Annotated in this window: 20 protein-coding genes; all 20 read left to right on the top strand. The window is 72.6% G+C overall.

Going from position 1 to position 22,839, the window contains the following annotated elements:
- Positions 1-11: 11 nt before the first annotated feature.
- Positions 12-1,973, top strand: a complete 1,962-nt coding sequence (locus tag ACZ3ZE_RS06945; protein WP_467257781.1) for a transketolase C-terminal domain-containing protein — start codon at positions 12-14, stop codon at positions 1,971-1,973.
- Entirely contained in the window at positions 1,949-2,623 is a 675-nt protein-coding gene (locus tag ACZ3ZE_RS06940) for an RraA family protein (protein ID WP_361170686.1), read from the top strand. Before ACZ3ZE_RS06945 ends, ACZ3ZE_RS06940 begins: the two co-directional genes overlap by 25 nt.
- Entirely contained in the window at positions 2,623-3,513 is an 891-nt protein-coding gene (gene rfbD, locus ACZ3ZE_RS06935) for a dTDP-4-dehydrorhamnose reductase (RefSeq protein WP_361170689.1), read from the top strand. The genes ACZ3ZE_RS06940 and rfbD overlap by 1 nt, the downstream gene beginning before the upstream one ends.
- Entirely contained in the window at positions 3,513-4,157 is a 645-nt protein-coding gene (locus tag ACZ3ZE_RS06930) for an HAD family hydrolase (RefSeq protein ID WP_467257779.1), read from the top strand. Before rfbD ends, ACZ3ZE_RS06930 begins: the two co-directional genes overlap by 1 nt.
- 1 nt (position 4,158) lies before the next feature.
- Positions 4,159-5,442, top strand: coding sequence for an L-lysine 6-transaminase (gene lat / locus ACZ3ZE_RS06925; RefSeq protein ID WP_467257776.1), 1,284 nt, complete (start codon positions 4,159-4,161; stop codon positions 5,440-5,442).
- Positions 5,443-5,545: 103 nt separating this feature from the next.
- Positions 5,546-5,761: an MbtH family protein gene (locus ACZ3ZE_RS06920; protein WP_361170698.1), complete on the top strand. Its 216-nt coding sequence runs from the start codon at positions 5,546-5,548 to the stop codon at positions 5,759-5,761.
- Between the two features lie 234 nt (positions 5,762-5,995).
- Positions 5,996-8,758, top strand: a complete 2,763-nt coding sequence (locus ACZ3ZE_RS06915; RefSeq protein WP_361170701.1) for a helix-turn-helix transcriptional regulator — start codon at positions 5,996-5,998, stop codon at positions 8,756-8,758.
- A 192-nt stretch (positions 8,759-8,950) separates the two neighbouring features.
- The gene (locus ACZ3ZE_RS06910; RefSeq protein WP_361170704.1) at positions 8,951-12,034 is read left to right on the top strand and encodes an AfsR/SARP family transcriptional regulator; all 3,084 of its coding nucleotides are present in this window, start codon (positions 8,951-8,953) and stop codon (positions 12,032-12,034) included.
- 333 nt (positions 12,035-12,367) lie between these two features.
- On the top strand, positions 12,368-12,697 hold the full coding sequence (locus ACZ3ZE_RS06905) for a hydroxyisourate hydrolase (protein ID WP_361630174.1): 330 nt from the start codon (positions 12,368-12,370) through the stop codon (positions 12,695-12,697).
- Between the two features lie 406 nt (positions 12,698-13,103).
- On the top strand, positions 13,104-13,469 hold the full coding sequence (locus ACZ3ZE_RS06900) for a hydroxyisourate hydrolase (RefSeq protein WP_361170707.1): 366 nt from the start codon (positions 13,104-13,106) through the stop codon (positions 13,467-13,469).
- A 102-nt stretch (positions 13,470-13,571) separates the two neighbouring features.
- Positions 13,572-14,468: a helix-turn-helix domain-containing protein gene (locus ACZ3ZE_RS06895; protein ID WP_361170710.1), complete on the top strand. Its 897-nt coding sequence runs from the start codon at positions 13,572-13,574 to the stop codon at positions 14,466-14,468.
- Positions 14,469-14,664: 196 nt separating this feature from the next.
- Positions 14,665-15,459, top strand: coding sequence for a 2-keto-4-pentenoate hydratase (locus tag ACZ3ZE_RS06890; protein ID WP_361170713.1), 795 nt, complete (start codon positions 14,665-14,667; stop codon positions 15,457-15,459).
- 53 nt (positions 15,460-15,512) lie between these two features.
- Complete coding sequence (locus ACZ3ZE_RS06885) at positions 15,513-16,406, top strand: acetaldehyde dehydrogenase (acetylating) (protein ID WP_361170716.1); 894 nt, start codon at positions 15,513-15,515, stop codon at positions 16,404-16,406.
- A complete protein-coding gene (gene dmpG / locus ACZ3ZE_RS06880; RefSeq protein ID WP_361170719.1) occupies positions 16,403-17,440 on the top strand; it encodes a 4-hydroxy-2-oxovalerate aldolase in 1,038 nt (345 codons plus the stop codon). Before ACZ3ZE_RS06885 ends, dmpG begins: the two co-directional genes overlap by 4 nt.
- A gap of 55 nt (positions 17,441-17,495) precedes the next feature.
- A complete protein-coding gene (locus ACZ3ZE_RS06875; protein WP_361170722.1) occupies positions 17,496-17,726 on the top strand; it encodes an acyl carrier protein in 231 nt (76 codons plus the stop codon).
- A 68-nt stretch (positions 17,727-17,794) separates the two neighbouring features.
- Positions 17,795-18,922: a histidinol-phosphate transaminase gene (locus ACZ3ZE_RS06870; RefSeq protein WP_361630171.1), complete on the top strand. Its 1,128-nt coding sequence runs from the start codon at positions 17,795-17,797 to the stop codon at positions 18,920-18,922.
- On the top strand, positions 18,919-19,965 hold the full coding sequence (locus ACZ3ZE_RS06865; protein ID WP_363291252.1) for an LnmK family bifunctional acyltransferase/decarboxylase: 1,047 nt from the start codon (positions 18,919-18,921) through the stop codon (positions 19,963-19,965). Before ACZ3ZE_RS06870 ends, ACZ3ZE_RS06865 begins: the two co-directional genes overlap by 4 nt.
- Positions 19,965-20,522 carry an adenylyl-sulfate kinase gene (gene cysC, locus ACZ3ZE_RS06860; RefSeq protein WP_361170731.1) on the top strand — a complete coding sequence of 186 codons (558 nt, stop codon included), beginning with the start codon at positions 19,965-19,967 and terminating at the stop codon, positions 20,520-20,522. The genes ACZ3ZE_RS06865 and cysC overlap by 1 nt, the downstream gene beginning before the upstream one ends.
- A complete protein-coding gene (cysD, locus tag ACZ3ZE_RS06855; protein WP_467257775.1) occupies positions 20,519-21,454 on the top strand; it encodes a sulfate adenylyltransferase subunit CysD in 936 nt (311 codons plus the stop codon). Before cysC ends, cysD begins: the two co-directional genes overlap by 4 nt.
- A 2-nt stretch (positions 21,455-21,456) precedes the next feature.
- Positions 21,457-22,833 (top strand): sulfate adenylyltransferase subunit 1, encoded by a 1,377-nt coding sequence (locus tag ACZ3ZE_RS06850; protein WP_363291254.1) that lies wholly within the window; start codon positions 21,457-21,459, stop codon positions 22,831-22,833.
- The last annotated feature ends 6 nt before the right edge of the window (positions 22,834-22,839 follow it).

Below are 22,839 nucleotides of genomic sequence, written 5' to 3'. Positions count from 1 at the left end.
GAGGAGAAGCCATGGACAGGCCGCTGGCCTGGATACCGCGCGCCGAGTTCGAGCGCGTCCTGGGCGACGTCGCCGATCCGCACGAGCGGGCCCTCGCCTTCGCGGCGATGAGCCGGATCAACACCCTCTACATGATCACCCGCGCCGGCTCGGGCCACATCGGCTCCAGCTTCAGCGCCGCCGACGTGGTCAGCTGGCTGGTCCTGGAGGAGCTCGACCGGCCCTTCGAGGCCGACGGAGACGTGTACTTCTCCTCCAAGGGACACGACGCGCCCGGTCTGTACGCGGCGATGATCGGGCTCGGACTCCTCGACGAGGACCTGCTGCACCGGCTGCGGCGCATCGACGGGCTCCCCGGACACCCCGACGTCGGCACCCCCGGCATGCCCTTCAACACCGGCTCCCTCGGTATGGGCATCTCCAAGGCCAAGGGCCTGATCCTCGCCCACCGCCTGACCGGCCGGAGCTCCCGGGTGGTGGTGATGACCGGGGACGGCGAACTGCAGGAGGGCCAGAACTGGGAGGCGCTGCCCAGCGCCGCGCGGTACGGCATGGGCGAGCTGACCGTGGTGGTCGACCACAACCGCCTCCAGTCCGACACCTTCGTCACCGACGTCAGCGACCTCGGCGACCTGACGGGCAAGTTCACCGCCGCCGGCTGGGGCGTGCTGCGCTGCGACGGACACGACCCCCGCCGGCTGCAGGAGGCGTTCGCCCGCCGGGCCGCGGACCACCCGGAGCGGCCCGTGGTGATCATCGCGGACACGGTGAAGGGCGGCGGGTGCCCCACCTTCGCCGCGACCAGCATGGCTCCCGGCGCATGGCGCTACCTCCACCACAGCGGCGCGCCCAGCAGACAGGACCACGACTCCGCGTACCGGGAGCTGCTCGACACCGCCGACGGGATCCTGCGCGGACGGGGCCTGCCGCCGCTGCGGCCGGTCGAGCGCACCGTGGACCTGCCGGTGAAGCCGTCCGGGGTCAGGCTGCCCGAGGTGTACGGGCGGCTGCTCACCGAGGCGGCGCACGACGATCCGCGGATCGTCGCGCTCGACGGTGACCTGGTGCTCGACACGGGCCTCATCCCGTTCCGCGAGACCCACCCGGACCGGTTCGTCGAATGCGGCATCGCCGAGCAGGACATGGTCTCGATGGCCGGGGGACTGGCGGCGGGCGGACTGCGCCCGTTCGTGCACTCCTTCTCCTGCTTCCTGCACGCCCGCCCCAACGAGCACATCTACAACAACGCCACCGAGCGGCGCCCGGTGGTCTACGTCGGCTCGCTCGCCGGGCTGCTGCCCGCCGGGCCCGGCCACTCGCACCAGGCGGTCCGTGACGTGTCGGCGCTGTGCGCCGTCCCCGGACTGGCCATCCTGGAGCCGTCCCACCCCGCCCAGCTCGCCGCCGCCCTGCACCACTGCCGGACCACCCCGGACAGCGTCTACCTGCGCCTGTCCAGCCAGGTCGTCCCCGCCGCACTCGCCGACCTGCCGCCGGTCCCGCTGGCCGTCGGCCGGGGGCAGGTCCTGCGGGCCGGCGGCCCGGCGGTCGCCTTCGGCGCCGGTCCGGTGGTCCTCGGACAGCTGCTGGACGCCGCCGACCTGCTCGCCGCCCAGGGCATCGCGCTGACCGTGGTGGACCTGCCCTGGCACAACCGGATCGACCCGGAGTGGCTGGCCGGGCTGCTCTCCGGCACCCGGCACGTGTTCGTCGTCGAGCACCAGTACGGCAGCGGCGGCCAGGCCGACCTGATCGCCCGGCACCTCCTGGAGACGGGCACCGGGGACGGCATCGCCTTCCGCGGCGTCGGCCTCACCGACGTGCCGCGCTGCGGCACCGACGCGGAAGTGCTCGCCGCCCACGGCATGGACGCGGCCCACCTGGCGCAGCTGATCGGCACGGACGTCCAGGACCCCACCCGTACCACCCGACTCATGGGAGACACATCGTGGAAACTGTCCGCAACGAGCTGAACCGCCCGCCCGAGGAGATCGTCGAGGGCTTCCGCGCCGTGCTCGCCGAGTACAGCCCCAGCTGCCTGGTCACCGACGCGCGGCGCCGGGTCGGCGCCATCGGCGGGCTGCTGCCGGTGAAGCACCACCACAAGATCGCCGGGCCGGCCCTCACGGTCAACCTCTCGATCGACGACCTCGTCGACTGCATGCCGGTTCTCGTCCAGGCGCAGCCGGGCGACGTCATCGTCGTCGCCTGCCACGAGACCACCCGCACCGCGATGTGGGGCGGCCTCATGTCCACCCTGTCGAAGCAGATCGGGATCGCCGCGGGCATCGTCGACGGCGCCGTCCGCGACGTCGACGAGATCCGCGACCTGGACTTCCCCGTCTGGTACCGCAGCACCGTCCCGAGGCCCTCCCCGACCGCCGTGCACGACCGCACCGAGCCCGTCCAGGTGAACGTGCCGGTCGTGATCGACGGCCAGGTCATCAACCCCGGGGACATCGTGGTCGCCGACGAGAACGGCATCGCGGTCGTCCCCCAGGACCAGGCCGGGACCGTGCTCGAGCGCACCCGCATGAACATCGACCGGGAGCGGGTCATCCGCGAGAAGATCAGCTCCGGCCTCTCCGTCGCCGAACTGATCGCCGAGTTCGGGCACCTGTGATGCGGGTCTACCTCACCGGCGCGGACGGCATGCTCGGCACGGCGCTGCGCCAGGAGCTCGCGGCGCGCCCGGAGACCGCCGACTGGCCCGTCCTCGGGGTGTCCCTCGCCGACTTCGACATCGGCGACGCGGCCGCCGTACGGGACTCGATCGACGGATTCCGGCCCGACGTCGTGGTGCACACCGCCGCGAACGCGGTGGTCGACTCCTGCGAACGCGACCCGGCACTGGCCCTGCGCGTCAACGTGGGCGGCACCCACCACGTCGCGGAGGCCTGCCGCCGGCACGGCAGCCGGCTGATCTACATCTCCAGCGACTACGTCTTCGACGGCCGGGCACCCGGCCCGGCCGGGTACAACGAGGACGACATCCCCGCCCCGCTCAGCGTCTACGGCCTGAGCAAACTGGCCGGCGAGCGGATCGTCGAGGCGGTGCCCGACCACCTCGTGGTGCGCACGTCCTGGCTGTACGGCGGTACCGACCCGCGTCTCGACCAGGTGCTCGCCGCCGCCCGGGAGTTCCTCGACGGCGGCCGGCCGCGCCTGATCGACGACCAGTTCAGCAGCCCGACCTACATCCCCGACCTGGCGTCCGCGCTGGTACGGCTGCTGCCCGGCGCACTCGCCGTCCGCGGCCTGCTGCACATCGCCAACCGGGGCAGGGCGAGCTGGTACCAGGTGGGCCTCGCGCTCGCCGAACGCCTCGGCACCGCCCACCCGGTGCCGATGTCCATGGCCGAAGCGGGCTTCGTCGGCGGCCGGCCGCGCGACTCCCGCCTGGACAGCACCCGCGCGGCGGCCTTCGTCCACGCGATGCCCCACTGGACCGACGCCCTCTCCCGCTACTGCGCCCTGCTCACCGCGGGCGACCGAGGGCCGGTGAACCACTGATGCGCCCGCCGTTCCTGCTGCTGGACTTCGACGGTGTCGTCTGCGACACCGAACGAACCGCGCTGCTCGCCTGGCAGGACCTCTACGACCGGCTCCAGGTGCCCCTGAGCACCGCCACCCGGGCCGGGATGCTCGGCAACTCGGCCGGAGCGAAGGTCGCGCTGGACGACCTGGCGACCCGGCTCGGCCGGCCGGTCACGGACGGCGAGTGGGCCTGGCAGCGGGAGCGGCGGACCGCCCGGTGCGCCGCCGCGCCGGTCCGGCCCGGCGTGGAGCGGCTGCTGCGCACCACCGACGGGGCGGCGATCGTGTCCAGCAGCCCGGCCGCCTGGGTGGAGGAACACCTGCGGCGGCTCGGGCTGCGGCACCACTTCGCCTTCCTGGTGACCGGCGACGACACCGACCGGCACAAACCCGAACCCGACCTGTACCTGCTCGCGCTGGAACGCGCCGGGGTGGGCGCCGGTGACGCGCTGGCCGTCGAGGACTCCCCGGCCGGGGTCCGCGCCGCCCGGGCCGCCGGTCTGCGCTGCGTGGCCGTGCCCTGGGAGCCCGCCGGGGCGACCGGCCTGGCCGGTGCCGACGCGGTGCTGCCCAGCCTGAACGAGCTGGACCTGCGGCGCTATCAGCGCGACGAGGGGTGACATGGAGATCACGGCGGACAACGCCCTGGAGGAACTGTCCCGGCACGTCCTGATGGACGGCCTGGACCTCGTGCTCGACCTGGAACGCAGCCACGGCAGCACCCTGGTCGACGCGCGCGGCGGCGAGGAGTACCTGGACCTGCTCACCTTCTACGGCTCGCTGCCCCTCGGCATGAACCACCCCGGCATGACCGAGGACCCGGCGTTCCTCGCCGAACTCACCCGGGCCGCCCTGCACAAGGTCACCAACTCCGACATCTACACCGTGCAGTACGCCCGGTTCGCGGCGACGTTCCGCCGGGTGCTCGGCGACCCGCGGCTGCCGCACCTCTTCTTCATCGACGGCGGCGCCCTGGCCGTGGAGAACGCGCTCAAGGTGGCCTTCGACTGGCAGGCGCAGCGACGCGGCACCGACCCGGCGGCCCCCCTCGAAGTCCTCCACATGGAGGGCGCCTTCCACGGACGCAGCGGCTACACCCTCAGCCTCACCAACACCTCCCCGACGGTGACCGCGCGGTACCCGGCGTGGAGCTGGCCGCGCGTGCCCGTCCCCGCGCCCGGCGAGGAGCGGGCGGCGGTCGAGGTCGCGCGACGGCACCTGGCCGAGCGCGGCGACCGGATCGCCTGCTTCCTCGCCGAACCCGTCCAGGGCGCCGGCGGCGACCGGCACCTCGGCCGGGAGTTCCTGCTGCGCATGCAGGAGCAGTGCCACGCGTACGACGTGCTGTTCGTGCTCGACGAGGTGCAGACCGGCTGCGGCCTGTCCGGCGCGCCGTGGACGTACCAGCGGCTCGGACTCGCCCCGGACGTGGTGGCCTTCGGGAAGAAGACCCAGGTCTGCGGGCTGATGGCGGGCGGCCGGGTGGACGAGGTGCCCGAGGGCGCCCTCGCCGTGCCGGACCGGCTCGGCTCGACCTGGGGCGGCAACACCGCGGACATGGTGCGGGCCACCCGGATCCTGGAGATCGTCGAGCGGGACGGACTGGTCGACGCGGCCGAGACCACGGGCGCCCACCTGGGCCGCCGCCTCGCCGACCTGGCCGAGGCCCACCCGGCCCTGGTGAGCGACGTGCGGGGCCTCGGCCTGATGTGGGCCTTCGACCTGCCCGACACGGCACGGCGCAACGAGGTCCTGGACCGCCTGCGCCGCCGTCACCGGGTGCTGCTGCTGCCCGGCGGGCCGCGCGCCGTACGGTTCCGCCCGGCGCTGACCATCGGGCCCGACGAGCTGGACAAGGGAGTCGCCGCCCTGGACGCGGTGCTGACCTCGATGGACGTGCGGTGAACGGCCCCCGCGTACGGGGACATAGGGGTTGTCAGGAGGGTGTCGCGCGGCCAGAATTCGGGCGGCTCTTTATTACGTCGGCAATTGAGGAGTGCGAAGGCTCATGAGCAATCCGTTCGAGGACGAAAACGCCTCCTACCGCGTGCTGGTCAATGCGGAGGAGCAGTATTCGCTGTGGCCGGATTTCGCGGAGGTCCCGGACGGCTGGACCGTCGCCCTGCCGAGCACGACCCGGCAGGCCTGCCTGGACTACGTGAACGAACACTGGGTCGACATGCGCCCCAAGAGCCTCGTCGAGGCGATGCGCCAGGCCGGCTGACGCGCCCGCCCCGAACCGCCAGGGACCACACGGCCAGGCCGCGTGGTCCCTGGCCGCGTTCCCTCGGGTTCCCCCGCTTTCCCTTGTTCCTTTCCCCGTTCCTTTCCCGTACCGGAGCCCGCGGGCCGGATTCCCCGTACCCTCCCCGATTCATCGATAGCGGGCTGATAGCCGGTCGATGAGCCCGGCGGGAACCATGGGCCGGGTCGGCGACCGGCAGGGGAGGAGTTCGCGGTGGAACTGGTGGAGCGCGAAGCACCGTTGGCGCTGCTGACCGCAGTGGCCGAACAGGCCCGGGACGGACACGGAAGGGCCGTACTGGTCTCCGGACCGGTGGCGGCGGGCAAGAGCGTACTGGTACACAACTTCGCCGATCACGCCCTCAGACGCGGCATGCTGCCGCTGTCGGCGCTGGGCTCCGAGGACGAGCGGCACCTGACCCTGGGCGTGATGCGGCAACTCGTGGACGACGCGCCGCTGGACCCCGAGGACCGGGCACGGGCCGTGGCACTCATCGAGGACGGCGTCCGCGCCGCCCGCACCCGGGGCGGCGAGCAGATGGACGCCGGCATCGTCCACGGACTCTGCACCGTCCTCCTCGAACTGGCCGAGAGCTGCCCGCTGTACCTCGCCGTCGACGACGTCGAACAGGCCGACCAGGCCTCGCTGACCTGCCTGGCCTACCTGGCGCGGCGCCTCAACAACGCCCGGGTGCTCGCCGTGTTCACCCACAGCGGCCACGGCTGCGACACCGAGTTCCGCTTCGGGGCCGACCTGCTGCGCCAGCCCAACGGGCACCGCGTGGAGGTCACCCCGCTCTCCCCGGCGGGCGTACGTCAGCTCACGGCCCAGCACCTGGGCGAGGCGATCGCCGACGAGCGGTCCGCCGACTGGCACGCCTACAGCGGGGGCAACCCGCTGCTGGTCGAAGCCCTGGTCCGCGACCACCTGGGCGGCGGCGAGGCCGGACCGCGCTACCGCGAGGCGGTCCTCTCCTGCCTGCGCCGCAGCTGCCCGGACATGGTCCGCGCCCTCACCGGCTATCTGGCGCTCGGCGAACTCGACCACCTGGACGGACTGCTGGACCTGAGCCCGGCCCGTACCACCGAGGCCGTGCACGCGCTGATCGCCGGTGGACTGCTCACCATGGACGGCTTCCGGCACGAGGCGGCCCGCGACGCCGTCGCCGGCGCGGTCGACGCCGACGAGCTCGCCGCCCTCCACGCCCGCGCGGCGGTCCTCGCCCACGAGCGCGGCGCGGGCACCGCGGTGATCGCCGGCCATCTGCTCCACGCCGGCGGACCGGCCGACGGCGGTGTCCTGGAGGAGCCGTGGGCGCTGCCGGCGCTGGAGGACGCGGCGGCGCACGCCCTGCGCGACGGCGCCGCCGACCGCGCGGTGGCCTGCCTCCGACTGGCCCGGCTCGTCTGCGCGGACGCCCACCGGCGGTCCCGCCTCACCGCCGCCCTGATACGGGCCGAGTGGAGCATCAACCCCGGCGTCTCCAGCGGCCGCCTCGGCGAACTCGTCGAGGCGATGCGCAAGGGCTGCCTGCGGGGGGCCGACGCGCTCACCCTGGCCCGGGCGCTGCTCTGGCACGGACGCTTCGACCAGGCCCAGGAAGTCCTCGGCCAACTGGCCGGATCAGGACAGCCGACCGACCCGGAGACCGCCACCGAGCTGCAGATCACCCGGCGCCGACTGCGGCACACCTACCCCTCGTTCCTGGCCGCGCTCGGCCCGAGGTCCGGCGCCGGCCGGCCCCCCACCCACTCGGTGAGCGCCGACCGGCGCCTCCAGGCGGTCTCCGCGCTGGCCGCCGTGCTCGGCGAAGGCCCCCACCAGGAAGCCGTCGGCGTGGCCCAGCGGGTCCTCCACGGCACCCGGCCCGACGAGCTGTCCACCGAGACCGTCGAGAGCGCCCTGCTCGCCCTCGCCTACAGCGGCCGGGCCGAGCGCGCCACCGCCTGGTGCGACGTCTTCCTCGACCGGATGCAGGCCCGGCACACGCCGAGCAGGCGGGCGAGGCTCGCCGCGGTACGGGCCGAGATCGCCCTGCGCCGCGGCGACCTGACCGACGCCCGGCGGTACGCGAGCGACGCGCTCGCCACCCTGCCCGCCATCAGCTGGGGCGTGACCGTCGGCGCGCCCCTGAGCACCCTGATCCTGGCCACCACCGCCATGGGCCGCTACGACGAGGCACAGACCTACCTGGACCACCGCGTCCCGGAGGCGATGTTCGAGACCCGCTACGGCATGCACTACCTCCACGCCCGGGCACGGTTCGGACTCGCCACCGGCTACCTGGAGATGGCCCTGGAGGACCTGCGCCGGTGCGGCGCCAAACTGTCCCAGTGGGGGATGGACACGCCCGGCCTGATCCCGTGGCGCACCGACGTCGCCGAGGTGTACCTGGGCCTCGGACGCCCGGACGACGCCCGGCGGATCCTCGCGGAGCAGTCCGCCAGGTTCACCTTCATGCCGAACCGGGTCCGCGGCGCCGCGAGCCGGGTCCTCGCCGGTGCCGGCGCCCCGGCGCACCGGCCCACGCTGCTGCGCCAGGCGGCCGAGCTGCTCCAGTCCGACGACGGCGACCGTTACGAACTCGCCCTGACCTTCGCCGACCTGGCCCGCGCCTACCGCACCCTGGGCGAGTTCCGGCGGGCCGCCGCGGCCGAGCGCCGCGCCGTCATCGTGGCCGCCGACTGCCACGCCGAGGCACTGGTCCGCGGCCTCGCGGTGGAGAGCGCCACCGCCCTGCCGACACCGGCCGACGGCGGCGACGGCCTCACCGAGGCGGAGCGCCGGGTGGCCTCGATGGCCGCCGTCGGCTGTTCCAACCGGGAGATCGCCGAGGGCCTGCACGTCACCGTCAGCACCGTCGAGCAGCATCTGACCCGCACCTACCGGAAGCTGCGGATCAGCCGGCGCGCGGACCTGCCGCCCCTCCTCGGCGGACCGGTGACGGGGGACCTCACCGAGGCACGGAGGCGGTGAGCACGGAAAACCGGACACATCGCCCAGCCCACACCCCGCCGCCCGCACTCCTTCACGGCGTCGCTTCCCGCCCCGGCATCCCCGGCCACATCCGCACCACCGCTCACTGGACAGAGCCGACAGCGTTAGGTAGATATTGAGGTGCTGCGTAGCTGACCGGCGGAAACTGTGTCGTGGATGTGAAGGACGGTCATGCGCTTTCGATTACTCGGGCCGTTGGAAGTCGTCGGCCCCGGTGGCCCGGCGCTGATCACCGCCGAGCGTCAGCGCATCGTCCTGGCGGTCCTCCTCCTCGAACCGAACCGGATCGTCCCGATGGGCCGGCTCGTCGACGCGGTCTGGGGCTCGGCCCCGCCGCCCACCGCGCGCGCCCAGATCCAGATCTGCGTCTCCATCGTCCGCGCCAGCATGGCCAAGGCCGGACTGCCCGACGTCATCCAGACCAGGTCGCCCGGCTACTTCGTCGAGGTCGAGGACGAAGAGCTGGACCTGCATGTCTTCGAGCGGGCCGCGGCCGCCGGACGCACCGCGGCGGAAGCCGGCCGCTTCGAGGAGGCGGCCTCCGCCTTCGAGACCGCGCTCGGGCTCTGGCGCGGCTCCGCGTGCTTCGGCGGCGGCATCACCAGCACCGTGCTCCAGGCACCGGCCGCCCGCCTCGACGAACAGCGCCTCGCCGTCGTGGAACAGTGGGTGGACGCCCGGCTGGCCCTCGGGCTGCACCAGCAGCTCGTCGCCCGGCTGATCGACCTCGTGATGCAGAACCCGCTGCGCGAACACCTGCGGGCCCAGCTCATGGTGGCGCTGTCCCGGTCGGGCCGTCAGGCCGAGGCACTGGAGGTCTACCGGCGCGGCCGGCGCGAGCTGATCGACGAACTCGGCATCGAGCCGGGGGAGGAGCTGCGCCGCCTCCAGGAGTCGATCCTGTCCGGCCGGCTGGACGGCCCGCCGCAGCCGGGCGCGGCCTCGGCGGCGCGGACGGCACCGGCGGCGGGGTCGACGCCCCCCTTGTCACGAGCGCCACAGGCGGCCCCGGCACCCCAGGCGCCCCACGGAACCTCCGCGGTGCCCGCGACGGGTGTCGAGCCGCCGGCGGTGCCCCGTCTGCTCCCGGGCGCCATCGCCGACTTCACCGGACGCGACGAGCTGCTCGCCGCCATCCAGAAGGCCCTGGAAGAGGACCCGGAGAACTCGTACGCCCTGCGGATCGTCTCGATCACCGGCAGAGGCGGCGTCGGCAAGACCACCCTCGCGGTGCACCTCGGACACTCCCTGGCGAAACGATTCCCCGACGGCCAGATGTTCGCCAAGCTGCGCGGCCCCTCGGCCCAGCCGATCCTGCCGACGCGCATTCTGGAGCGCTTCCTGCGCAGCCTGGGCATACCCGGCTCGGCCATGCCCTCGACCATCGAGGAACGGGCCGAACTCTTCCGCAACCTCGTCGCCGACCGGCGCATGCTCATCGTCCTCGACGACGCGATCGACGAGGAACAGGTCCGCTGGCTGCTGCCCGGATCGTCCAACTGCCCGGTCCTCGTCACGAGCCGCTCCCGGCTCGCCGGCCTGGAGGGCGCCAGCTCCGTCCAGATCGACGTGTTCTCCACCGACCAGGCGCTGCAACTGCTCAGCCGCATCCTCGGCGCCGAGCGGATCCACAGCGAACTCCCCAGCGCCCTCCAGCTGATCACCCTGTGCGGCAACCTCGCGCTGGCGCTGCGGATCGTCGCCGCGCGACTGGTCGGCCGCCCGCACTGGCCGCTGAGCAAGATGGTGGCCCGGCTCCGCGACGAGAGCCAGCGCCTGGACGAGCTGACCCACGGCGGCGTCGGCGTCCGGGCCGGCCTCGCCATGGTCTACCAGGGCCTGCCCGCCGACGCGCAGCGCCTCTTCCGGCGCCTGTCCATGCTGGAGGCGGCCGAGTTCTCCAGCTGGGTCGCCGCCCCCCTGCTCGACCTCGCCGTCACGGAGGCCGAGGACGTCCTGGAGTTCCTCGTGGACGCCCAGCTCGTCGACGTCGAGATGGTCAAGGGCCGCCGCCCCCGCTATCGCCTGCACGACCTGGTCCGGGTCTACTCCCAGGAGTGCCTGGCCCAGCACGAGAGCACCGCCGAGCGGTCGGTCGTGCTCGGCCGGGTGCTCAGCACCTGGCTGCTCCTGGTGGAGGAGGCGCACCGGCGTGCGTACGGCGGGGACCACACGCTGATCCACGGGCAGGCCCCGCGGCTGTCCCTGGAACCGTCGGTGCTCGACCGTGAACTCGCCGACCCGCTCGGGTGGTTCGAGGACGAGCGGGCCGGCCTGATCACGGCGGTCAGACAGGCGGCCGGCGCGGGTCTCGACGAGCTCTGCTGGGACCTGGCGCTGACCCTGGTCACCCTCTTCGAGATGTACGGCTACTTCGACGACTGGCGCACGACGCACGAGATCGCGCTCGCCGTCACCCGGCACAACGACAACCGGCGCGGCCAGGCGGCGATGCTGTACTCCCTCGGCGCCCTGCACATGTTCGAGTACAAGCTGGACGAGGCGCGCGGCCGGCTGGGGCCCGCCCGCGAGCTGTTCCAGCAGGTCGGTGACGTGCACGGCGAGGCGCTCGCGCTGCGCAACCTCGCGTTCGTCGACCGGATCCAGGGCCGCCTTGACGAGGCGATGGAGGGGTACGAGAAGGCGCTGGCCATGCTCTCCGAGGTGAACGACTCGACGGCCGAGGCGCATGTGCTGAGCAACATGGCGCAGATCCATCTGGACCGCGGCCTGATCGCGGAGGGGAAGCGGACCATGGCGGCCGGTCTGGCGGCGGTGGAGCGCTCGGGGAACCGGCGGGTGCGCGCGCAGATCCTGGTCCGCCTGGGCGAGGCGCATCTCCAGATCGACGAGGTGACCGAGGCCGAGTACGTGTACACCCAGGCCCTGGACACCGTCCGTTCGGTCGGCGACCCGGTGGGGGAGTGCTACGCGCTGCGCGGTCTGGCCATGGTGCGGGCGTGCCAGGGGAGCCACGACGCGGCCTACGAGATGCTGGAGCAGGCCATGGGGATCGCCTCCCAGGCGCGCGAGTACCTGGCCCTCGGCCGGGTCCTGCTCTCGCTCGGCGAGGTGGCCGCCGACCGGGGCAGTCATGAACGCGCCAAGGAGCATCTCGCCGCCGCACTGGACATCTTCAGACGGATGCAGGCCACCCGGTGGGAGAAACAGACGACGCGCCTGATGGGCGAGGTCTGCGCGGCCGCCGACGCCGCGACCCCGGCCGCCCCGTACGCACAGGCGCACGCGGGCTGACACCCGGGCCCCGGACCCGGCCGGCGGCGGACGGTGATCCACCCTCCGCAAGCCGTCCGCAGGCTGTCCTCGGGTCGCGCCCGGGGCGTCCCCGGCCGGCGGCCGGGCCGCGGACCCGGCACCGGAACCGGCCAGCGGGGCACGAAAACTCCCCCGTCACCTGCGGCCGCGTGGCAGGATGCGCGACTCGGCGGCAAGCTCCGCCCCGACGGCTTCGCGCGGGCGGTGGAACACGAGGAAAGGCGTCGCGATCGCGGCGGGGCTGATGTTCGCAGACGGGGCGCATCCGGTGTCCCGTCCCACAAAGGACGCAATCGATGAGGCCGGTGTCACGTGAAACTCGGAGTGTGTGTCTCTGATGGAACCAATGGGCGGCCCGTCGACGGGCTGATGATCCGCATCGAGCGCCCTCGCCTGGACGAGTGGCAGACCGTGTGGCACGGGCTGACCGGGAGGGACGGACGGCTGGACCGCCCGTCCCTCCCGGAGGACGCTCCCGGGCCGTTCCGGCTGGTCCTGGAGACCGACCGGTACTTCACGACGCTCGGGATGCGCCCGTTCTACAGTCACATCGCGGTCGCGTTCGCCGAGTGGGAGGCGGACCAGGAGATCCCGATCGTGATCGCCCCCCACGGATACGCGGTGTGCGCCGTCGGCCAGTAGCCGCGGCCCACGAGCGACGCACGACGCCAGGCGGCCCCACCCCGGCCGCCTCCCTCGCGCCGGCGCGGCCGCGGGCGAAGGCGATCCCTTCCCCGCGCACGCCGCCGACCGCGCACCCCGCCGAGCTTGCACCCCGCCGAGCGTGCGGCCCGTCCGCGAGGTCACCGCGCTGACCTGCGCCGATGACCGCGGTGCCAGAGTGTTCTCCCTCCCGTGCGGGACGCTTAGCGAGGACTTAGCGATCCAGTAGGAGGACGAAAAGGGAACTCACTAGAAAGGAGTCGTCCACCCGGATCCCCGGGTCACGAGTTTCCGCAAGGGAGATCGACATGATGGCTCTGCTCACCACCCTGGCCGGATTCGCGGGCTTCTTCACCGCGGACGACACGATCTGGGGCTGACCTTCATGAGCATCTCGGTTCGGGTCGTCGACTCCACCAGCGGCCGCCCCGTGGCGGATCTGGCCGTCACCCTGTACTCCCGGCAGCACGACGCATGGCCCGTGGTGGCCCGGTCGCGGACCGACGCCGTGGGAACGGTCGGCTCGCTGAGCGGCCCGGCCGCCCTGCCGCACGGGGCGTACCGGCTGGTCTTCGAGACCGGTGCGTACTTCGCCGAGCGGGCGGTCGACAGTCTGTACGCGGAGGTCATCCTCTCGCTCCACTACCAGGGCGATCCGAACGACCTGCACCTCCAGCTGCAGCTCAGCCCCTTCTCGTACACCACCTATCGGGGACACCTCCCCTGGACGGTGCCGGCCGAGAAGGTGTGAGGCCGGGCGGCACCCCGTTCGAACAACTCCACAACGCGGCCGTGCCGCCAAGCGGAAGGGGTGGAACAGTTGTTTGACGCATCGCAGTCGGCGATTCACACAGTGCCGGTCGAGTCCCTGCTGCCGGCGGACTCGCCGCGTCTGGAGGGTCTGAACGAGGGCCATGCCCGGGCCCTGGCGGAGAGCGGCACCGCGTTCGAACCGATCCTCGTCCACCGGGACACGGGACGCGTGGTCGACGGCATGCACCGGCTCCGGGCCGCGGTCCTGCGCGGCGAACACCGCATCACGGTCCGGCATGTCGACGGCGCCTCGGCGGATCTGTTCATCCGGGCGGTGCAGGCCAACATCAGCCACGGGCTCCCCCTGACGCTGGGGGACCGCAAGGCGGCGGTCCTGCGCATCCTCACGACCCATCCGCACTGGTCGGACCGGGCGATCGCCGCCGTCACAGGGGTGTCGCCGAAGACCGTAGGGGGCGTACGGGGGAGACGTTCGACTGAGGAATCTCCTCAGTCGAACCGCCCGGTCCCCCGGGTCGGCAGGGACGGCCGGGTCCGCCCGGCCGACATGCCGGAGCGGCGGGAGAAGGCCCGCTCCCTGCTCGCGCAGCGGCCCCGCGCGACCCTGCGCGAAGTGGCCCAGGAGGCCGGCGTCTCGGTCAGCACCGCGCACCGCCTCCGGCAGGAGCTGCGGTCCTGCCCGGCCGGCCCCGACGGGGGCGAGCGGGCGCCGACGGCGGTGGCCGTGCGCCTCCGGGTGCGGGCCCTGGACAGCCTGGCCAACGACCCGTCGATCCGCTTCACCGACAGCGGCCGGGCCCTGCTGCGCTGGCTCAACGGACAGGCCCAGGGCCTCGCGGCGGGCGAGCAGTTGCTGGCCGCCGTACCGCCGCACTGCGCGCGGGCGCTCACCGAGGTGATGAGTCATTACGCCCGGGAGTGGGAGCGGCTGGCCGCCGGGATGCAGCAGTCCGGGCTTTCCAGGGGCGGTCGGTGACGAAGCTCACGTTTGACGGGCGGTTCGTGGCGTCTTGACTCCCTTTGTACGGGGGGTATTTCAGTGAATATCTTGCATGGTCGGATTCGTAAGCATTGGTGAAATCTTCTGCGGCGACCACTTCGTCGTTACGGTGAGCCGCGAATCGAGGGGGCAGGCCCATGTGGCAGGTGCGATGTGTTCTGACAGGAGCAGCGTGAACATCTCGGTGGACGACGCGAGAGTCAAGGCCAAGGCGCTCTACGAGGCCCGTGCGACGGGCTGCCCCATCCCTCCCTTCACCGACGCGCAGCCGGAGCTGGACATGCACGACGGCTACGCCGTCCAGCGTGAACTGGTCGGGCTGCTGACGGCGGCCGGCGACACGGTCGTGGGCTACAAGGCGGGACTGACCTCCGTCCCGATGCAGCAGATGCTCGGGGTCGACACCCCGGACTACGGACCGGTGCTGGCCTCGACCGTGTACGAGAACGGGGCCACCACCCCGAGCGGGGCGTTCATCGCGCCCAAGGTCGAGGCGGAGATCGTCTTCCGGCTGGGAACGCCCCTGCGGGGGCCCGGAGTCACCGTCGCCGCCGCACGGGAAGCCATCGCCGAGGTGATGGCGGGCCTGGAGATCGTCGACTCCCGGATCGAGGGCTGGCGGATCCGGCTCGCGGACACGGTCGCCGACCTCGCGTCGAACGGCGCGATCGTGCTCGGCCCCCCGGTCGCCCTCCCCGACGACTGCGACGTGCGCCTCATCGGCATGGCCTTCTCCCGCAACGGCGCACTCGTGGCCACCGGGGCCGGAGCCGCCGCGCTGGGGGATCCGGCCGCGGTGGTCGCCTGGCTGGCGAACGTCCTCGGCGAGCACGGCGTGACCCTCGAAGCGGGCCAGCTGATCATGACGGGCGCCCTCCACGCCGCGGTCCCGATGGAACCCGGCGACCACTTCACGGCCGAGTTCGACCGGCTGGGCACCGTCACTCTTCACATGGGCGACGCCTAGACCATGGTCGCGCCCCCACGGCGAACCTCCAGACAGGGAAGGGCGATGCAGTCATGAAGCGAAACGGGCGCCTGCCCGTGGCCGTCCTCGGCGCCGGCCTCATCGGTGTCGATCTGGCCGAGAAGATCATGCGTTCCGAGTACCTCGAATGCGGCCTGGTCGTGGGACGCGACGAGAAGACGCCCGGCCTGCGGCAGGCGGCCGACCTCGGACTCCCCATCGGGACGCGCGGAATCGAGTCCCTCCTGGAGGCCCCGGAGCCCTTCGGCATCGTCTTCGACGCGACCAACGCCATGGCGCACGCCGAGCACGCCGAGCGCCTCACTCTGTCGGGCACCAAGCTGGTGGACCTGACGCCCAGTAAGGTCGGGCGGATGGTCATCCCGAGCGTGAACGGCGAGGAGGTCCTGAACTCCGACGACATCAACATGATCAGCTGCGGCGGCCAGGCCTCCATACCGATCCTCCACGCGATCACCCAGAGCCACCGCGTCGACTACGTCGAGGTCGTCACGACGGCCGCCAGCCCGAGCGTCGGGCGCTCCACCCGGCTCAACCTCGACGAGTACATCGAGACCACTCAGGACGCCGTACGGGACTTCACCGGCGTCAAGGACGTCAAGGCGATCCTCAACATCAGCCCGGCCCGGCCGCCGGCCACCTTCCGCGTCGCCATGTCGATGCTGGGCGAAGGGTTCGGCACGGCATCGGTGAACGCGGCCGTGCGGACCGCGGCCGAACAGGTCCGCTCCTTCGTCGGCGGCTACCGGATCACCGCCTGCGTCGTCGACGAGGACAAGGTGTTCGTCGCCGCCGAGGTCACCTCGTCCGGCGGACGCATCCCCCGGTACGCCGGCAACCTCGACATCATCAACTCCGCCGCCGTGCACATCGCCGAACGATGTGCGGCGGTCGGCCTGGCGAGCATCGGTACGGAGACGTCATGAGCACAGCACCCTCTCCCGACGGCGCCCGCAAGCCGGTCGTCATCCACGACGCGTCCCTGCGCGACGGCCACCACGCCGTCCGCCACCAGCTGGACCGCGAACAACTGCGCGCCTACGCGCGGGCGGCGGACGCCGCCGGCATCCCGGTCGTCGAGGTGGGGCACGGCAACGGGCTGGGGGCCTCGTCCCTCCAGGTCGGGCAGTCCCGGCTCGGCGACGACGAGATGCTGTCGATCGTGCGGGAGGCCCTGACCCGCAGCACGATGGCCGTGTTCATGCTGCCGGGCTGGGGCACGACCGCGGACCTCGAACGGGCCATCGCCCACGAGGTGGACATCGTCCGCGTCGGCACCCACTGCACCGAAGGCGACCTCGCCGAACGGCACCTGGGCTTCCTCCGCGAGAACGGCGTCCAGGCCCAGGCCGTCCTGCTGATGAGCCACATGGCGAGCGCCGAGCGCCTGGCACGGGAATGCGCCCGGCTCGTGGAGTTCGGCGCGACCGCCGTCGGCATCATGGACTCCTCCGGCCACTACCTGCCGGCCGACGTCACCGAACGCGTCACCGCCATGCGCGAAGCCGTCGACGTCCCGGTGATGTTCCACGCCCACAACAACCTCGGCATGGCGGTCGCGAACTCGATCGCCGCCGTCGAGGCGGGCGCCGACATCCTCGACGCCTGCGCCCGCGGTTTCGGCGCGGGCGCCGGGAACACCCAGCTCGAAGTCCTCGTGCCCGTCCTCGAACGGATGGGCTTCCCGACGGGCATCGATCTGTACGGTCTCCTGGACGCGGCCGACCTCGCCGAGCGCGAGCTCATGCCGGCCCCGCCCACCATCGACTCGGTGAGCGTCGTCAGCGGTCTGGCCGGGGTGTTCTCCGGGTTCAAGACCCGCGTCCTGGACGTCTCGCGGCGCGAGGACGTCGATCCGCGCGACGTCTTCTTCGAACTGGGCAGGAGACAGGCCGTCGCGGGCCAGGAGGACCTCATCATCGAGGTGGCCCTCGCCCTGAAGGCGGCCCGTGGTGCGTGAACGCCGCAATCCCGCGGCTTCCGTCCGGGCGAGAACAACGAGGGAAGAGCCAGCCGTGTACGACGTACTCAAGGACATCCTGGTCGCCGACCTCCACGTACGCGAGGAGGACGTCGTGCCCACCGCCACCCGTGAAGAGGTCGGCCTCGACTCGCTGGCCGTCGTGGAACTCGCCGCCGCGCTGAACGAGCGGCTCGGCATCGAGGTCCAGGACTACGAACTGCTGGACGCCGGGACCCTCGCCGACGTGGCCCGCCTGATGGCGGAGCGGCGGCCGGAAGGCTGAGCCCCACCGTCGACCCGGGCGCCGACCGCACCACCGAGCGCGGCGGTGTCCCCTCCACCGGGAGCCCCATGTCCACTCCATCCCTGCGCGCGGTGCTCGACACCGTCGCCGCCTACAAGCCGTCCGAAGGCGTCCACGGCACGACCGCCCGCCCCCGCCCGCTGTCGGCGAACGAGTCGCCGCACCCCCCGCTGCCCGGCATCGTCGAGGCCGTCGCACGGGCCGGTGCCACGGTCAACCGCTACCCCGACCCCGGCTGCGGACCGCTGATCCGCGCCCTCGCCCGGCACCACGGGATCGCCGAGGACCGGATCGCGGTCGGCGCCGGCTCCCTGGCCCTCCTCCACACCCTGTTCGACTCCGTCGCCGACCCCGGCGCCGAAGCCGTCTACGCCTGGCCGTCGTTCGAGGTCTACCCCACCCTCGCCGCCCTCGCCGGCGTGACCTCCGTCCAGGTGCCGCTGACCGACGAGACCCACGACCTGCCGGCCATGGCCGACCGCATCACCCCCCTGACCCGGCTCGTGATCGTCTGCAACCCGAACAACCCGACCGGCACCGGCGTCGATCCCGGCGCGCTCCGCGCGTTCCTCGCGTCCGTACCGCCCACCTGCCTCGTCGCCGTCGACGAGGCCTACCACGAGTACGCCCGCGGACCGGCCGCACCCAGCGCCCTGCGCCTGTGCGCCGACCACCCCAACCTGGTCGTCCTGCGCACCTTCTCGAAGGCCTACGGACTTGCCGGACTGCGGACCGGATACCTGGTCGGGGACGCCCGGGTCGTCGAGAAGCTGCGCAAGGCCTGCCTCCCCTACGCGGTGAGCACCGTGGCCCAGCACGCGGCCGTCGCCGCCCTCGGACTCGAGGAACAACTACTGCGCCGCGTCGACGAGACCGTCGCGGAACGCACCCGCGTCCGGGACACCCTGCTCCGCATCGGCCTGCCCGTCCCGGACAGCCTCACCAACTTCCTCTGGCTGCCCCTGGGCCCGCACGCCGCCGACTTCGGCGCCTGGTGTGCGCGACAGGGCGTCGCGGTACGGGCGTTCGCCGACGTCGGCGTCCGCGTGTCCATCGGCTCCGCCGACGACAACGACCAGTTCCTCGCCGCCGCCGACGCGTGGCGCTCCACCGGACGGCCGGCCACGGCCGGAGCCGGGCAGACCCAGCACGTACGAAAGGCGGCGGAGGCATGACCACACTTCACACCGCGCCCGACGCGCCGGTACGGGACGACGCCGGCGTCTCCCGCCATGTCGTCGTCGCCCCCGGCATGTGCAGCGGCGGCTCCCTGGTGTTCGGCCGGATCGGCGACTGGACCTGGGAGGTGGTCGCCGAGTCGTGCCGGATCAACGTGCACGCCGCCCGCACCGCCGACGGCGACCCCGCCTACCTGTCCTTCTACTACTTCCACGTACGCGGCGGCGACGTCGTCCACCCCCACGGGCTCACCTTCGGCGACGAACTCCGCGTCGACTCCCGCTCGTTCCAGTTCGGCAGCCAGTCCGTCATCACCCTGCACCGGCTGGCCCCCGCCGGCCTGGAGCTGCCCGACGGGCCCCTCGACCCGGCGGAGGTGTACGAACACCCGCACCCGCAGTGCCTCTACGCGGAGAACTTCAACCGCTGGATCGCCCGCACCACCGCCGGCAGCAACCGCGGACTCGCCCAGGTGACACCCCCGGACTTCGCCTACCAGGACCTGCCGCAGCTCCCCAACGCCCACTCGCCCCGCTCCCTCGTCGGCCGGGCCCGGGCCACCGGCAGCTTCCACCCCTCGGGGCCACCCGGCTTCCACGAGGCGGGGCAGCCCCAGACCCACACGTACACCCTGGACGTCGTACGCGACCTCAACGGCGCCGGGCTCATGTACTTCGCCTCGTACTTCGCCGTCTTCGACACCATGCTGCTGCGCCTGTGGCGCTCCCTGGGCCGCACCGACGAACAGTTCCTGCGGCGCAAGGTCGTCGACCAGAAGATCGGCTACTTCGGCAACGCCGACCCCGGCACCGTCTTCGAGGTCACGGTCCGCAGATGGCGCAGCACCGCCGACCCGGACATCGAGGTGGCCGACATGGCCCTGCGCGACACCGCGACCGGGCAGCTCATCGCCGTCACCGCCATCGAGATCGAGACCGAGACCCGGGCCGAGGCAGGGGTCGGGACCGGGGCCGAGGCAGCGGTCGAGATCCAGGCCGAGGCCGGGACGGCGGACACCCGCACCTCGGACGGCTCGTGATGCCCGCCCCGCGCGGCGACGCCGCCGCCGGCGCGACGGTCTGGCTCACCGGACTGCCCAGCGCCGGCAAGACCACCATCGCCCGGACCGCCGCCGCCCGGCTGCGGTCCGCCGGACGCCGCACGCACATCCTCGACGGCGACGAACTGCGCACCCACCTGACCTCCGACCTCGGCTACTCCCGCGAGGACCGCGACACGAACGTGCGCCGCGTCGGCTACGTCGCGGAGCTGCTCGCCTCCCACGGGGTGACGGTGCTCGTCCCGGTCATCGCCCCCTACGCCGACGCCCGCGCGGCGGTCCGCGCGCGGCACGAGGCCGCCGGCACCGCCTACGTCGAGGTGCACGTCGCGACCCCGGTCGACGTGTGCGCCGCACGCGACGTGAAGGGCCTCTACGCCCGGCAGGCCCGCGGCGAACTGTCCGGACTGACCGGGGTCGACGACCCGTACGAACCGCCGGTCGCACCGGAGCTGCGGATCCCGGCCCACGAGCAGACCGGGGCGGAGTCGGCGGAGGCGCTCGTCGCGCTGCTCCGGGAGAAGGGGTTGGCATGACGACGTTGACGACCTGGTCCGAGCGCACCGACGACCCGGACACCCTGACTCACGCGGACCTCCTGGAGTCGGAGGCCGTGCACATCATCCGTGAGGTGGCGGGCGAGTTCGAACGGCCGGTGCTCCTCTTCTCCGGCGGCAAGGACTCCGTCGTCATGCTGCACCTCGCCCTCAAGGCCTTCGCCCCCGCCCCCCTGCCCTTCGCGCTGCTCCACGTGGACACCGGACACAACTTCCCCGAGGTCCTGGCCTACCGGGACCGTGTGGTCGCGGCACACGGCCTGCGCCTCCATGTGGCCTCCGTACAGGACTACCTCGACCGCGGTGTGCTCAAGGAACGCCCCGACGGCACCCGCAACCCGCTCCAGACACTGCCGCTCACGGACCGCATCCGGTCGGAGGGGTTCGACGCGGTCTTCGGCGGCGGACGGCGCGACGAGGAGAAGGCCCGCGCCAAGGAACGCGTGTTCAGCCTCCGGGACCAGTTCTCCCAGTGGGACCCGCGCCGCCAGCGCCCCGAACTCTGGCAGCTCTACAACGGCCGGCACGCCCCCGGCGAACACGTACGGGTCTTCCCGCTGTCCGACTGGGCCGAGCTCGACGTGTGGCAGTACGTCGCCCGCGAGGGCATCGAACTGCCGGAGATCTACTTCGCCCACGAGCGCGAGGTCTTCCGCCGCTCCGGCATGTGGCTGCCCACCGGCGACTGGGGCGCCCCCAAGGACGGCGAGACCGTCGAGAAGCGGCGCGTCCGCTACCGCACCGTCGGCGACATGTCCTGCACCGGCGCGGTCGACTCCGACGCGTCGACCCTGGACCAGGTGATCGCCGAGATCACCGCGTCCCGGCTGTCCGAGCGGGGCGCGACCCGCGCCGACGACAAGCTCTCCGAGGCCTCCATGGAGGACCGCAAACGCGAGGGGTACTTCTGACCATGACGACCAGCACCAGGACCAGGACAACGACCGCCGAACTCCCCGCCACCACCCTGCTGCGGTTCGCCACCGCCGGCTCCGTCGACGACGGCAAGTCCACCCTGGTGGGCCGGCTGCTCCACGACTCCAAGTCGGTCCTCGCCGACCAGCTGGAGGCCGTGGAGCGCGCGTCGGCCGGGCGCGGCCAGGAGGCCCCCGACCTCGCCCTGCTCACCGACGGCCTGCGCGCCGAACGCGAACAGGGCATCACGATCGACGTCGCCTACCGCTACTTCGCCACGCCGAAGCGCCGGTTCATCCTCGCCGACACCCCCGGGCACGTGCAGTACACCCGCAACATGGTCACCGGCGCCTCCACCGCCGAACTGACCGTCATCCTGGTCGACGCCCGCAAGGGCGTCGTCGAGCAGACCCGCCGGCACGCCGCCATCGCCGCGCTGCTGCGCGTCCCGCAGGTCGTCCTCGCCGTCAACAAGATGGACCTGGTCGGATACCGCGAGCCCGTGTTCGCCACGATCGTCGCCGAGTTCACCGCGTACGCGGCCGAACTCGGCGTCCCCGGGGTCACCGCGATCCCGATCTCGGCACTCGCCGGGGACAACGTCGTCGAGCCGTCGGCGGTCATGGACTGGTACAGCGGCCCCACCGTCCTCGAACACCTGGAGACCGTCCCGGTCAGCCGCGGCCCGGCCCACCGGCACGCCCGGCTGCCCGTGCAGTACGTCATCCGCCCCCAGACCGCCGCGCACCCCGACTACCGCGGCTACGCCGGACAGATCGCGGCCGGCACCCTCCACGTCGGCGAACCCGTCACCGTCCTGCCGTCCGGCCGTACGACCCGGATCTCCGCCATCGACCTCCTGGGCCGGCCGGTCGACACCGCCAGGACCGGGCAGTCGGTCACCGTCCTCCTGGCGGACGACCTCGACGTCTCGCGCGGCGACCTGATCGTGCCGACGAGGCACGCCCCGGCACCCACCCAGGACATCGAGGCGACCGTCTGCCACGTCGCCGACCAGGAACTGACCGTCGGACACCGGGTGCTGCTCAAGCACGGCACCCGCACGGTCAAGGCCATCGTGGAGTCCATCCCCTCCCGGCTCGCCCTCGACGACCTGTCCCTGCGCCCCCACGGCGACCGGCTGGCGGCCAACGACATCGGCCGCGTCAGGATCAGGACCGCCGAGCCGCTGCCCGTCGACCCCTACGCCGACTCGCGCCGCACCGGCTCGTTCATCCTGATCGACCCCGGCGACGGCACCACCCTCACCGCGGGCATGGTCGGCGACTCCTTCGTCACCACCGCACCGGTCAAGGGCAGCACCGCCGGCACGGCCACCGGACCCGACGCCGATGCCGACGGCTGGGACTTCTGACGCCGC

This window comes from Streptomyces sp. NPDC023157, from assembly GCF_055560575.1.
This window is presented reverse-complemented; position numbering and strand designations above follow the sequence as displayed.

Excerpts from the sequence above, each read along its gene's own strand:
- ACZ3ZE_RS06910 (WP_361170704.1), top strand. The coding sequence starts at position 8,951 with ATGCGCTTTCGATTACTCGGGCCGTTGGAAGTCGTCGGCCCCGGTGGC.
- ACZ3ZE_RS06870 (WP_361630171.1), top strand. The coding sequence starts at position 17,795 with ATGTCCACTCCATCCCTGCGCGCGGTGCTCGACACCGTCGCCGCCTAC.
- ACZ3ZE_RS06885 (WP_361170716.1), top strand. The coding sequence starts at position 15,513 with ATGAAGCGAAACGGGCGCCTGCCCGTGGCCGTCCTCGGCGCCGGCCTC.
- ACZ3ZE_RS06865 (WP_363291252.1), top strand. The coding sequence starts at position 18,919 with ATGACCACACTTCACACCGCGCCCGACGCGCCGGTACGGGACGACGCC.
- cysD (WP_467257775.1), top strand. The coding sequence starts at position 20,519 with ATGACGACGTTGACGACCTGGTCCGAGCGCACCGACGACCCGGACACC.
- ACZ3ZE_RS06850 (WP_363291254.1), top strand. The coding sequence starts at position 21,457 with ATGACGACCAGCACCAGGACCAGGACAACGACCGCCGAACTCCCCGCC.
- ACZ3ZE_RS06920 (WP_361170698.1), top strand. The coding sequence starts at position 5,546 with ATGAGCAATCCGTTCGAGGACGAAAACGCCTCCTACCGCGTGCTGGTC.
- lat (WP_467257776.1), top strand. The coding sequence starts at position 4,159 with ATGGAGATCACGGCGGACAACGCCCTGGAGGAACTGTCCCGGCACGTC.
- cysC (WP_361170731.1), top strand. The coding sequence starts at position 19,965 with ATGCCCGCCCCGCGCGGCGACGCCGCCGCCGGCGCGACGGTCTGGCTC.
- rfbD (WP_361170689.1), top strand. The coding sequence starts at position 2,623 with ATGCGGGTCTACCTCACCGGCGCGGACGGCATGCTCGGCACGGCGCTG.
- ACZ3ZE_RS06900 (WP_361170707.1), top strand. The coding sequence starts at position 13,104 with ATGAGCATCTCGGTTCGGGTCGTCGACTCCACCAGCGGCCGCCCCGTG.
- ACZ3ZE_RS06930 (WP_467257779.1), top strand. The coding sequence starts at position 3,513 with ATGCGCCCGCCGTTCCTGCTGCTGGACTTCGACGGTGTCGTCTGCGAC.
- dmpG (WP_361170719.1), top strand. The coding sequence starts at position 16,403 with ATGAGCACAGCACCCTCTCCCGACGGCGCCCGCAAGCCGGTCGTCATC.
- ACZ3ZE_RS06945 (WP_467257781.1), top strand. The coding sequence starts at position 12 with ATGGACAGGCCGCTGGCCTGGATACCGCGCGCCGAGTTCGAGCGCGTC.